The sequence below is a fragment of the Nostoc sp. UHCC 0302 genome (assembly GCF_038096175.1).
GTDB lineage: Bacteria > Cyanobacteriota > Cyanobacteriia > Cyanobacteriales > Nostocaceae > UHCC-0302.
On sequence record NZ_CP151099.1, the window covers coordinates 7,578,434 to 7,590,845 of the forward strand.

The 12,412-nt window shown below is 42.4% G+C and carries 9 protein-coding genes and 1 pseudogene; 5 read left to right on the plus strand and 5 right to left on the minus strand.

Annotation, left to right across the window (positions count from 1 at the left end; translation table 11 throughout):
• Positions 1 to 50 precede the first annotated feature (50 nt).
• The 3 genes from WKK05_RS32830 to WKK05_RS32840 all read right to left on the minus strand — a co-directional run bounded on the left by WKK05_RS32830 (position 51) and on the right by WKK05_RS32840 (position 4,123).
• The gene (locus WKK05_RS32830; RefSeq protein WP_341527168.1) at positions 51 to 683 is read right to left on the minus strand and encodes a YqiA/YcfP family alpha/beta fold hydrolase; all 633 of its coding nucleotides are present in this window, start codon (positions 681 to 683) and stop codon (positions 51 to 53) included.
• A gap of 251 nt (positions 684 to 934) precedes the next feature.
• Positions 935 to 2,311, minus strand: a complete 1,377-nt coding sequence (gor, locus tag WKK05_RS32835) for a glutathione-disulfide reductase (RefSeq protein WP_341527169.1) — start codon at positions 2,309 to 2,311, stop codon at positions 935 to 937.
• Between the two features lie 348 nt (positions 2,312 to 2,659).
• Entirely contained in the window at positions 2,660 to 4,123 is a 1,464-nt protein-coding gene (locus WKK05_RS32840; protein ID WP_341527170.1) for a FecR domain-containing protein, read from the minus strand.
• 376 nt (positions 4,124 to 4,499) lie between these two features.
• Here WKK05_RS32840 and WKK05_RS32845 point away from each other — a divergent pair, with 376 nt between their 5' ends.
• The gene (locus WKK05_RS32845; RefSeq protein WP_341527171.1) at positions 4,500 to 5,834 is read left to right on the plus strand and encodes a hypothetical protein; all 1,335 of its coding nucleotides are present in this window, start codon (positions 4,500 to 4,502) and stop codon (positions 5,832 to 5,834) included.
• 111 nt (positions 5,835 to 5,945) lie between these two features.
• On the opposite strand, the gene WKK05_RS32850 is transcribed toward WKK05_RS32845, so the two are convergent.
• A complete protein-coding gene (locus WKK05_RS32850; protein WP_341527172.1) occupies positions 5,946 to 6,767 on the minus strand; it encodes a sulfurtransferase in 822 nt (273 codons plus the stop codon).
• Between the two features lie 148 nt (positions 6,768 to 6,915).
• Here WKK05_RS32850 and WKK05_RS32855 point away from each other — a divergent pair, with 148 nt between their 5' ends.
• The 4 genes and pseudogenes from WKK05_RS32855 (at position 6,916) to WKK05_RS32870 (ending at position 11,460) form a co-directional block, all read left to right on the plus strand.
• Entirely contained in the window at positions 6,916 to 7,857 is a 942-nt protein-coding gene (locus tag WKK05_RS32855) for an MnmC family methyltransferase (RefSeq protein ID WP_341527173.1), read from the plus strand.
• A gap of 428 nt (positions 7,858 to 8,285) precedes the next feature.
• Positions 8,286 to 9,496: pseudogene (locus WKK05_RS32860) on the plus strand (two-component system response regulator).
• Between the two features lie 129 nt (positions 9,497 to 9,625).
• Positions 9,626 to 10,978 carry a bifunctional UDP-N-acetylglucosamine diphosphorylase/glucosamine-1-phosphate N-acetyltransferase GlmU gene (gene glmU / locus WKK05_RS32865; RefSeq protein WP_341527174.1) on the plus strand — a complete coding sequence of 451 codons (1,353 nt, stop codon included), beginning with the start codon at positions 9,626 to 9,628 and terminating at the stop codon, positions 10,976 to 10,978.
• Between the two features lie 59 nt (positions 10,979 to 11,037).
• Entirely contained in the window at positions 11,038 to 11,460 is a 423-nt protein-coding gene (locus tag WKK05_RS32870) for a DUF29 family protein (RefSeq protein ID WP_341527175.1), read from the plus strand.
• On the opposite strand, the gene WKK05_RS32875 is transcribed toward WKK05_RS32870, so the two are convergent.
• Positions 11,451 to 12,404, minus strand: a complete 954-nt coding sequence (locus WKK05_RS32875) for an isoaspartyl peptidase/L-asparaginase (protein WP_341527176.1) — start codon at positions 12,402 to 12,404, stop codon at positions 11,451 to 11,453. The two genes, WKK05_RS32870 and WKK05_RS32875, sit on opposite strands and share 10 nt — an antisense overlap.
• Positions 12,405 to 12,412: the final 8 nt, after the last annotated feature.

Below are 12,412 nucleotides of genomic sequence, written 5' to 3' on the forward strand. Positions count from 1 at the left end.
GGACAAATAATTAAGAAAATACTTATGTAGGAGTTTTATATTTTACAGCTTTAAGGTAACTGGCAAAAGAGGCGAATTGCCTGCCAAATTTCTTCCATAACATCACCCAAGCCGTGGTCGCTGTCGAGTTCTACTAACTCTACCCAAGGACGTATTCGCCCGAAGTCGCGACTAGCTTCAATGGAGATAACTTCATCTTTTTTTCCATGCAAAATTAAGGTGGGAATTGGACGCTGTAAGAGGCTCTCTTGGTATTGGACGGCATCTGTAACGAAATCGTAACTCAGAGGAAGCGATCGCGCCTCTCCATAGTGGTAGACCATGAGATACTTTTCTTGTTGCCAACGCTCCACCTCTTCATCTCCTAATTTGGGTAGCCAATGAGATAAAAACCCAAAAGCTGGAGCAAGTAGAACTAAACGTTTCACCTGTAAATATTGCTGTCCCAAATAGGCAGAAACTAAACCGCCCAAACTTGAACCAATCAGCGTTACTGGCGAATCATTACTAAATTCTGCGGCAACTTGAGCTATTTGCCGAGTGATTGTCAGCTGGGAAAAGTCCCCAGCATTCAAATCGGGGATTTTTAGCTTAGTCTGAATTTTGGCAAAGCGATCGCCTATATCCCGTGCTTTAGCGGATTTAGGACTTGAGGCAAAACCATGAAGATATATGTACTGCAAGGTTGTAAATATTAATAGTTAGAAGTTAGGAGAGACGCGATTATACTCTTACGAGAAGCCGCTTTTTGAGCGTCTACGTGTCTGTACAGGAGTTGCGAGAGACGCGATTATACTCTTATGAGAAGCCGCTCTTCGAGCGTCCATACAAGAGTTAGCAGTTTAAGAATTATTGATGTTAATAATTCTTTATTTATAATTTGTTGCGACTTACTTACAACTCATCACTCACAACTCCTCACTACTAACTTTTATTAGCGCATTGTGACGAATTCTTCTGCGGCTGAGGGATGAATACCGACGGTAGCGTCAAAGTCTTTTTTAGTAGCTCCCATTTTGACAGCGATCGCTACACCTTGAATAATTTCAGCTGCGCTTTCTCCCACCATGTGAGCGCCAAGCACTTTGTCGGTATTGCTATCAACTACCAACTTCATCATTGTCCGCTCTTGCTTACCAGTCAAGCTATGATACATCGGGCGGAAACGAGTGCGGTAAATTGTTACCGCATCACCGAATTTTTCGCGTGCTTCGGCTTCTGTCCAGCCGACAGTAGCGGCTTCAGGGTTGGAAAATACTGCTGTTGCTACAGTTTGATGACTAAATTCTCGGCGGTTGTTACCAAATTCACTATCAGCAAAGGCGCGACCTTCACCAATTGCGACAGGAGTTAAATTAAGGCGGTCGGTAACATCGCCCACAGCATAGATATTCGGTTGACTTGTTTGGCTATATTCATTAACTGCGATCGCATTTGTGGTGCTGTATCCTGGCCCTTCTACAGAACTAGCAACGAGATCAACACCAGCATTTTCTAAACCTAGCCCATCTACATTGGGGGTTCTACCAGTTGCTACTAAAAATACGTCGGCAATTACAGGTTCTTGATCTTCTCCAGATAAAGTAAGTTTTAACCCTTCCGAGACTTTTTCAACTGCTTTTACGACATTATTCTTGATTAGCCGAATTCCGTGGTTCGTCATCCCCTCTTCGATTTCTGTGCGGATGTCCTCATCAAACCCCTTTAAAATCTTTTCACCTCTGGTAATTTGCGTTACCTGAGAACCCAAACCACGCATAATACAAGCAAATTCTGTACCGATATAACCAGAGCCAATAATGGCGATGTGTTTTGGTTGCGTTTTCAGATGAAAAATTTCGTTGGAGGTAATGCCATACTCCATTCCTGCTAAATCTGGTTTAACAGGACGCCCGCCAACAGCAATTAAAATTTTGTCTGCTGTAACTTTGCGTCCATCAATTTCTATGGTGTGAGAATCTATCAACGTGGCGCGACCAGGAATTAGTTCGACTCCTGCTTTTTCTAAGAAGCTGATATGTAGCTGCGATAGCCGCCGAACTTCTTTATCTATAGATGTAATGAAATGTTCCCAGTCCAATTCTGCATTACCTACTTTCCAGCCGTAGCCTGCGGCATCATCAAATAGTGCGGGAAAGTGAGACGCATAGACCATAAGTTTTTTAGGCACACAACCACGAATCACGCAAGTACCGCCAACTAAATCATTTTCTGCGATCGCTACTTTCGCCCCATAGCTAGCCACCCGTTTGGAAGCTGCCAAACCTCCAGAACCCGCACCAATTACAAACAGATCGTAATCAAAAGTCATAAATTTATATATCTCGTTAGCAACAAATTAGCTCCTGAAAACTCACACAAAGAACCTGATTATAATGCTGAGGATTTCCAACGAACCCTGCGTAAATCCTGTCCTTGATTTAATCTAGCGTTAGCAGATGTTGTCTGGTCGTAGGGAATATCACTTTTTGCCATGACGACAGTAGAGGTGGTAGCTAACTGTTGTCATAATTTTGTATCTGGTATCGCGTATAAATCTATGCTACTGCTTTAGAGAAACTAAGTTCTAGCACAGAAAGTCAGCTCCGCTTGACTCGCCTATATTTAGCAAAGAGCAATTAACTTACGAGGCGCTGAGTGTAGGCTAACCTCAGCAATTTTATTTACTGGGTACTGGCTCAGTTGGTGCGGGGTTTGGAGTTTGTGTTACTGGCTCAGTCGGTGCGGGGTCTGGAGTTTGTGTTACTGGCTCAGTCGGTGCGGGGTCTGGAGTTTGTGTTACTGGCTCAGTTGGTGCGGGGTTTGGAGTTTGTGTTACTGGCTCAGTTGGTGCGGGGTTTGGAGTTTGTGTTACTGGCTCAGTTGGTGCGGGGTTTGGAGTTTGTGTTACTGGCTCAGTCGGTGCGGGGTTTGGAGTTTGTGTTACTGGCTCAGTTGGTGCGGGGTTTGGAGTTTGTGTTACTGGCTCAGTCGGTGCGGGGTTTGGAGTTTTTGTTACTGGCTCAGTTGGTGCAGGGTCTGGAGTTTTTGTTACTGGCTCAGTTGGTGCGGGGTCTGGAGTTTTTGTTACTGGCTCAGTTGGTGCGGGGTCTGGAGTTTTTGTTACTGGCTCAGTTGGTGCGGGGTCTGGAGTTGTCGTTGTTCCAGACTTATCAGGGTTTGACTGCTCTGAGGACTGTTGAGTCTTTGCAGGAGTTTTACTAGAATCAACGCCAGTATTATTGTTTTGGCTATTTACGTTACTGTTGTTACCATTCGTTGCACTTTGCTGCTGAGTATTTGTCGAGTTGTGTCCTGTTTTCTCTGAAGAGCTTGTTGAGGAATTACCTGTGATCACATTATTACTGGGCGAATTTGAAGGACTAGTAGTTAGCTGCACAAAAGAGGGGTTTTCAATTACTCCCTCGCCTGTTATCGGCGGTTGTGCTTTCAAAGCCGCAGCAGTTTCAGCTTGAACACTAGTAATTGCAGGATCAGGTGTAGGTATTGGATTTTGCCTATTCAAATCAAGTTCACGAACCAGATCACTAGTTTCATAAAAATTTCTTAGGTCAAAATCATATAAGCTCTGAAATTCACCTTTAACTATAACTATTAGCTGCCCTGCTTCCAGTCTTCGAGATTGAGAAGCTTCTTTGTTAAAAACTTCAATGCCGCTATTTGTCAGCGCACCCACAATCGTTGTGTCTGTTTGTTGGTTGTAGCGCACAAACAATGCTGAACCACGAATTGCTGCTGCTGCACTAGGAGTTTGTATGTGTGTTTGTCCCCTTCCAGGTGGGATGAGAAGCAGCACAGTTCCACTTGATAGTCTAAAGTTGCGAGTCTTCGGTAAAAATTGAAATACCGCTTGTTCTCCAACCCGCGCCAAAGAGCCATCATTGAAACGCAAATCTGCTAGGGAAGCTCGACCAGTAGACAACCCATCTCCAGGAATCATGGCATCTAATTTACGTGCTGGTCGCTTTTTAGCGCTATTTTTAGGAATAAATTGTACCAAGTTGCGGAGATTTTGAATCTGGGCGCGAGTTAGCGGAACTATGGCACTTGCCCGATTTGGGCAAGGCAGCACCATTATCCCCCATAAACCAATTACTAATAGTGGAAAATATTTATGAAACATAATTGTTTAGTCAATCAATTAAACTGATTTATGCTGATTAAAAATGATTTTTTTTAGTAAATTTATCTGTACATAGTGCCAGTTTAATAAATGAAATAGTCTATAAATCTATACATTTAGTTTATTTAATTTTCTCTGTTGAAAATGATATTGGATGAAACCAAGCCAGTGAGAGATTTTAAAGTAGCTTGTCACTATTTAAGCTTAAAAAGTAAAGAACTGTGTGTGACAATAGATTTTTGAGGATTTTTATAAGCTGTCTTGCTGACTGAATTTCACCAGAGCGAAGCTGAAATTTTGTTTTACGAATCGGAACTTATAGGGTTAAGGTAGTTTTTAGGTCTACGTTTGCCAAATGCAATCAACGCCATCAAAGATGCAACAGAAAGGCTTAATAAGTTTATTATTTTGGATTTTGTTAGCCTTCAGTGGTGGAAACTGGTGTTGCATCCGGGTAGTTGCAGTTTCTGCTGCAACTTCAGACATAAAAGTTTGTAAGGATGAGCTAGCATCAAAAAGAACATTTTTAGGAAGTATACACACAACTCATCAGCTGTATCAAAAGTTGACATCAGAAGAAATTAAGTCTTTTTACAAGCAGCCCGGGGAGTCGCCAAGTTTACATTCCCAGATGCCGTTAACTCTAACACAGCAAACATCAACAACTCCCGAAACTAATTCAGCAGAATCAGCTGAAGATATTGAAGATACTCAAAACCAGAATGATCAGCCACCGCTAGAAGTGCAGCCAAGCGATTTTCCTAACTCTTCTCCAGGCGTACCTGTTGAGGAACTGTTAAATACGCCTCAAATAAATGACTCTGAAACACTAGATAAGCTTTGGCAGCAGTTGCAAGAGCAAAAACAGCCATCTCTTGAGCCTGATAGCGATCGCGAATTAGGGTTGCGTCTGCGACCACGACCTCTAGAACAACTACCACCCCCACAGACAGAACTACCTGTGGCTCAATTTAAACCTATAGGTTATCTCAAAGCCCGTGTTGGCTACCTCCAAACAAGTAACATTTTTTCCTCAAGTGATAATCCCATAGAAGATGGTTTATTTGTTTCTGGGCTGACGTTAGCTTCTGCCTATTTTCCATTGGGAACTACAACTTTTTTAAACGGGTCAATTGATGGCAACTTAATTCGTTATATAGATCAATCAAAATATAATTATAATCAGGTGAGATTTAACCTGAGTATTTACCAACAATTATCATCTAGAATGTATGGCGAGATTAGTTGGAGCAATCAGCAATTATTCTACGCTAATAATAGCGATCGCTCCAATAGCTTTAAATCTGGCGATCGCTTCTTAGGCGAGAATTCTCTGCAACTATCTTTGGGACGACGAGACCCTTTAGCTCCAAGATTGACGCTAGATAGCTTTTATGAATTGAGCGTTAATTTTGCTGATCCTCAAAGTCGTAATCGAGTAATCAATTTCTTTTGGGTTGCTTTAAACTACTACTTGGAAAAACCTCTCCAAGTTGGTCTAAACTATCAGTTCAACTTTTCAGATTTTGCTGAACGCGACCGAGAAGACCAACTTCATCGCCTGTTTGGAAACTTAAATTACCGAATATCTAACTCTAGCAGCATGAATGTGCAAGCTGGAGTTAATTTAGGTAGTTCTACAGCCCAAAACATTGATTTTGATGGCTGGTTTTTTAGTGTTAATTACAATTTAGAGCTAGGTCGATTTTAATAAAAATTAGGAGTTAGAAGTTTTAATTCTTAACTCCTAACTCCTGTACAGACGCGTAGACGCTCGAAGAGCGGCTTCTCGTAAGAGTATAATTAGCGTCTCTACTCCTAACTATAAATAAGAAATCCAATCACTCCAGCTACCAGGATAAAGTTTACCCTTGTTAATACCAGCTAGTTCCAAAGAAAGTAAATTTACACAAGCAGTAACACCAGAACCGCAATAAACTAATATTTCCTTAGAGTTTTTTAGTTTTTCCCATCGGTGGCGTTGTGCTGATTGGGGAAGTAGATAACCAGAAGAGTCTGTAATTTCTTGCCAAGGATAGTTAACTGCACTGGGAATATGACCAGCAATTTTATCAATTGGCTCTCGTTCACCTCGGTAGCGATCGCTTTCTCTTGAATCTACCAAAACGACATCTGGGCTATCTTTGTAATTTTTTACAACTGTAATATCTACTATCCTGTCTGTTTGCACTTGAGGTATAAATTTACCGCTTCGGGGTTGAGGAATCACATCTGTAACGGGATACTCAGATTTTTGCCATCCGGCAAAACCTCCATCTAGTACCGCTACTTGTTCATGTCCCAGATAGCGCAACAGCCACCACAAACGAGCAGCAAAGGCGAAACGAGAATCATCATAAGCTACTACCAGAGTTTTTTGAGAATTTACTCCAATCGCAGATAATTTGTTAGCTATATCATCAGGGTTAGGTAAAGGATGTCTCCCACCATGCTTTCCTACGGGACTGGAAATATCCTGATTTAAATCTAAATAATAAGCCCCCTGAATGTGACTCTCTTGGTACTGTTGTTTTCCTAACAGTGGATCGGCTAGAGAGAAGCGACAATCTATAATGACTACTTGCGGATCTTCAAGATGTTCTAACAGCCAAGCTGGGGAAACGACAAATTGGGTATTAGTCATTAGCTATTATTCATATAGGTAATTAAGTAAGTAGACATAATTAAACTTAAGATACTTTGTGGTGTGTAGTTTGTGCTGTCTTCGATAAAGCGCAAACTACAAACTTGAATTTATTTATATCTACTTACTTATCAGCTTTATTTGCCCAATGTCAGGCTTAGAAAATAATTTTACACCTAAGTTAACAGCAGATGGTTCTTTTACCTTCACCTCGAAAGAGTTCGGCGAATCTTTTCATAGCCATTATGGAGCTAAGCAAGAGAGTTTTCTCAAGTTTGTAAGTCCTACTCAACTAGCTACAGTTGCTCAAAAACCCGTCTTGCATCTGTTAGATGTTTGTTATGGTCTAGGATATAACACAGCAGCTGCTTTACAAACGATTTGGGCAGTTAATCCTAGTTGTTATGTAGAGATAATCGGTTTAGAACTAAATCCATCTGTACCACAAGCTGCGATCGCTCATCACTTATTTGACGACTGGAACTGCAATTATACCGAAATTTTGACCCAGTTAGCTTTTGAGCAGCAAGTACAAACCCCTTGCTTAAACGCAAAGCTACTAATTGGTGATGCTAGAACCTCAATTGCATTGGTACATCAGTCGAGTTTCCAAGCAGATGCTATTTTTCTTGATCCGTTTTCACCACCTCAATGTCCTCAATTATGGACTATTGAATTTATAAAACAATTGGCATCGTGCTTACACAAAGACGGTTTACTAGCAACCTATTCTTGTGCTGCTGCTGTACGTACAGCACTTTTGGCAGCTGGCTTAGTTATAGCTTCTACCCCACCAGTTGGAAGGCGAACGCCTGGCACTGTCGCCGCACACGCTAGAGGAGTCGGAGAGTCGGAGAGTCGGAAAGAGGGAGCATTTTTGCAATTCTCCCCTCCATCCCTCTATTCTCCCCTCTCTCAGGCTGAAAAAGAGCATTTGCTAACTCGTGCTGCAATTCCCTACCGTGATCCTCAATTGAGCGATTCTGCCGAAACCATAGTGATGCGGCGACAACAAGAGCAGCAAGCTTCTTCCCTAGAGAGTAGCTCTCGTTGGCGAAAAAGGTGGTCATCGGAAAATAACTTAGGGTAGTAGCAAGTAGCCGATTTTACATAATTATTGTTAGCATTTATTAATTATATGAGAGGCTAAGCATAAGTGTGTATCTATGTATGAACAGCATAATATGTTCAAATCCAAATCCTTGTAGGAAATGTAAAGCTTGCTATCACAACGGTTTCTGGTGTTGTCATCCTAATCAATAACCGTAAGGAACCTGATTTAAGATTTGCGCGAATTTCTCATACTGTAATTAAAGTTAAAAAACTTACTAGTAATATTGTCCTACTTCATGTAACATGAATAACACATACTGTAACCAAATCAGTTAAGTAGCTTAATAAAATACATAACTTTTATGGAAATGATGACTCCAGTACAAACAAATGATTTGTTGTTGAAATCTGAGATTGTAAACTTTTTAACAAAATTGGAGTTTCTCTGTGATTCAACGCAAATTCATCGATACAAGGTCTACCAAAAAAATTGTTAGTAGGTCAAACACCCTAAGCAAAGTAAAGAGTATTGCGTTAAATCATGCCGTAGGATTGCAAAATGGGTTACTTCGTTGGGCTTATCTAGAGGAAATCTTATGCTTGAAGAGATCCAAGCAGCGTCTTCTTGGATGAAACCTCATGTTGATTGTGGTAATGATTCTTTGGTCTCTAGAACGCTACAAGCTAAAGGTTCTAAAGTGAATGGCTTTGATTCAGATCCACCGAAGGTTTTAGTGGTTGACGACCATCCCGCTAGCCGGATGACTGCTGTTGCTCTGTTGGGGATGGAAGGGTACGAGGTAATTGAGGCGGACAGTGGTTCCATTGTTGTAGAAATAGTCACACAAAGACAACCCGATCTGATTTTGCTGGATGTGATGATGCCAGGAATGGATGGGTTTGAAGTGTGTCAGTTGCTGAAGCAGGATGAAGACACGAGGCTAATACCAGTAATTTTTATTACAGCATTAAATGATCGGCGATCGCGCATCCGCGGAATTGAAGTTGGGGCGGATGATTTTCTCACCAAACCCTTTGACCGTGTAGAATTGGCGGCACGTGTTAAATCCTTGGTGCGGCAGAAGCGCTTAAATGAAGACTTAGATCACGCAGAACAAGTACTGTTTTCTATCGGTATGGCGATTGAAAGTCGCGATCCTAATACAGGTGACCACTGCGATCGGTTAATAAAATTGGGAGAAGCTTTTGGTGGATACCTCAACCTCTCACGCAACCAAATTCGAGATTTGATGTGGGGTGGTTATCTCCATGACATCGGCAAAGTGGGTATTCCCGACGCAGTACTGCTCAAAAAAGGCAAACTCACTCCCGAAGATTGGGAAATTATGAAGCAGCACGTTTTGATTGGGGAAAAAATTTGCAAGCCATTACGTAGTATGCAGGGTGTGATTCCTATTATCCGCCATCATCATGAACGCTGGGATGGCTCAGGTTACCCCGATAGGCTCAAGGGAGATGACATTCCTTACCTCGCGCAAGTATTTCAGTTAATTGATATTTATGATGCCCTAACTAGCGAACGACCCTATAAAAAAGCTTTTACTTCAGAAGAAGCACTTTGTGTGATGCTAGAAGAAACTAATTCTGGTTGGCGCAATCCCCAGCTAATAGAGCAGTTTGCGGAGTTTATCCGTTCCCGCAAGCAAGAAGAGTAGTTCTCCTGTGTTCTGAATTCTGACTACTTCCATATTCCTGTCTAATATGATTAGCTGGTATGATTTGAGCCTAAATCTCAAAGTACCAACAGCATTCATCGCAAGTTAACTGATAGCTGATAGCTAATTATGGTAGTTGTAGCAATTCTAGCGGCGGGACGCGGCACACGGATGAAATCAAACTTACCCAAAGTATTACATTCTTTGGGTGGGCGATCGCTAGTAGAGAGAGTTGTCGAAAGTGTAGAACCACTTTCGCCCTCACGACGGATAGTAATTGTGGGGTATCAGGCCGAAGAAGTCAAAGCCGCGATGCATTCAATCCCCACTTTGGAATTTGTCGAACAGACTGTGCAACTGGGAACAGGTCATGCCATCCAGCAATTACTTCCCCACTTAGAAGGTTACACGGGGGATTTGCTGGTGCTAAATGGTGATGTGCCGTTATTACGTACTGAAACCCTCAAGCAGCTTTTACAAACTCATCAAGAAAATCAGAACGCTGCCACCATTCTCACTGCCTATCTCAGCAATCCTACAGGCTACGGACGCGTTTTTTGTAATGATGAAGATATTGTGCAGCAAATGATTGAACACAAGGATTGTACAGCTGTGCAAAGACAAAATTCCCGTGTTAATGCCGGAATTTACTGCTTCCGCTGGCAGAATTTAGCAGAGGTGCTACCTTACCTACAGACAAACAATGCCCAAAAAGAATACTACCTCACTGATGCTGTGACTCAAGTAGGAAAAGTCATGGCAGTCGATGTGGAAGATTATCAAGAAATTCTCGGCATTAACGATCGCCTGCAACTGGCAACGGCATACGATATTTTGCAAAGGCGAGTCAAAGAAAAATGGTTGCTTGCGGGTGTCACTCTCATCGACCCTACAAGCATCACCATTGATGAAACAGTGGAATTACAGCCGGATGTGATTATTGAACCTCAAACTCACCTGCGGGGAAAAACCGTAATTCAAGCAGGAAGTCGCATCGGGCCTGGAAGTTTAATCGAAAATAGTCAGGTAGGGGAAAATGTCACAGTACAGTATTCTGTGGTGACAGATAGCATTGTGCAAGCTCGAAGTAAGATTGGCCCTTATGCCCATTTACGTGGTCATGCACAAGTAGGTACTGGTTGCCGTGTGGGTAATTTTGTAGAGTTGAAAAATACGCAGTTAGGCGATCGCACTAATGCGGCACATTTATCATATATAGGCGATAGCATTGTCGGCAATCATGTCAATATCGGTGCGGGTACGATTACTGCTAACTATGATGGTGAGAAGAAACACCGCACTAAGATAGGTGATGGTACTAAAACTGGTTCTAATAGTGTTTTAGTTGCCCCACTAACCTTGGGGGATAATGTCTACGTGGCAGCTGGTTCCACTGTCACAGAAGATGTTCCTGATGATTCTTTAGTGATTGCCCGTAGCCGTCAAGTAGTCAAGCGAGGTTGGCGCAAGAAGAGCCAATAAAGCCATAATCAAATCATTAAACGCCTACTTTTTCGTCAAACTAAAATTTCCGATTCAACATGGAAGAACTACTAGAAATTAGGCAACTTCTAGAACAAGGTAAAGTCCATGAGGCGCTGCTATTGGTGGATGAGTTGGAAGAAATGAGCCTCAGTGACAAAATCAATAAAATTGATAGTTATGGTGTGATTCTGCTCATCCATTTGATTAAACAGAAGGCCGAAAGACGTTCTACTCGTTCTTGGGAAATTTCTATAGAAAATGCGGTGCGTGAAATTAATAAAACTAACAAGCGTCGCAAATCCGGTGGTTTTTACCTGAATGAGGCAGAATTAAAGAATATTCTGCAACAAGGATATGAAATTGCCCTCAAAAGAGCGGCGCTAGAAGCTTTTGAGGGACGCTATGAAACTGAAGAATTAGCAGCGATGGTCAATCAGCCAGAAACTTTAGCTGAGGCACTGAAACTGATTCAGGAATAGCCTATCAGTTCGTTACCAGACCATTCCAACGTATCACCAATTTTTTCGCCGTTGTGGTAGGCGGCGAGTAATATTTCACTGGTTTTACCCCAAGCGATCGCCCCATTAGTATCTAGAGCGATCGCTCCCAAATCCCGTTTGTTCTGATGCGCTTCTGCAAATGAGCGCTGCATAGCATCTTTTAAGGGCATACCATCAGTGACACGCACCACAATTCTGGCTGCTAAACATTCATCGATGATGTCTTCTCCAATTCCAGTACAGCTAACAGCAGCATTACTAGTAGCATAATTACCTGCTGGCATCGCAGAATCACTGACTCGCCCAATGCGTTCAAAGCCTTTTCCTCCGGTAGATGTACCAGCAGCTAAATTTCCATAAGTATCTAAAACTACTACACCTATAGTGCCACGTCGAGCATTGCTGGTTTCGACCAGTTCGGGTTCAGCTACGACGTTAGCCATCGTGCTTTTAAAGTTATCTTGACGTTCCTGTATCCACTCTTGCAACCGCAACTCAGTTAAAGCGTTATAGATGGGAATTTGTAATTCCCGCGCCAACTCAGCTGACCCTAAGTCTGACAGCACTCGGTCTGGTGAATTTTGTAAAAATTGCGCCAACTCAATGGGGTTTTTTACTCGTGAGACATTAATCACTCCACTAAAGCGCCCCAAAGCACCATCCATTAAGGAAGCACTCATGCGGATTTGCCCATCAGATTGTAGTACTGAACCAGTGCCAGAATTAAAGCGAGGGTCATCTTCCAACATTAGGCACCCCTGTACCGCTGCCTCGGAGGCAGTTGCTCCACACAATAGAAGAGAATAAACTTCCTCTACTATTGTATGGAGCGATCGGCGCACTACTTCCACTCCCCCTTTGCCGTGGAGAGAACTACCAGCCCCCCCGTGAATAATTAATTTAGGTTGCACCTGTAGCTTCATGTAACCCT

What these genes read in the sequence shown, in the direction of transcription:
- WKK05_RS32845 (WP_341527171.1), top strand. Translation starts at nt 4,500, where the DNA reads ATGCAACAGAAAGGCTTAATAAGTTTATTATTTTGGATTTTGTTAGCC.
- WKK05_RS32875 (WP_341527176.1), bottom strand. Translation starts at nt 12,404, where the DNA reads ATGAAGCTACAGGTGCAACCTAAATTAATTATTCACGGGGGGGCTGGT.
- glmU (WP_341527174.1), top strand. Translation starts at nt 9,626, where the DNA reads ATGGTAGTTGTAGCAATTCTAGCGGCGGGACGCGGCACACGGATGAAA.
- gor (WP_341527169.1), bottom strand. Translation starts at nt 2,311, where the DNA reads ATGACTTTTGATTACGATCTGTTTGTAATTGGTGCGGGTTCTGGAGGT.
- WKK05_RS32855 (WP_341527173.1), top strand. Translation starts at nt 6,916, where the DNA reads ATGTCAGGCTTAGAAAATAATTTTACACCTAAGTTAACAGCAGATGGT.
- WKK05_RS32870 (WP_341527175.1), top strand. Translation starts at nt 11,038, where the DNA reads ATGGAAGAACTACTAGAAATTAGGCAACTTCTAGAACAAGGTAAAGTC.
- WKK05_RS32850 (WP_341527172.1), bottom strand. Translation starts at nt 6,767, where the DNA reads ATGACTAATACCCAATTTGTCGTTTCCCCAGCTTGGCTGTTAGAACAT.
- WKK05_RS32840 (WP_341527170.1), bottom strand. Translation starts at nt 4,123, where the DNA reads ATGTTTCATAAATATTTTCCACTATTAGTAATTGGTTTATGGGGGATA.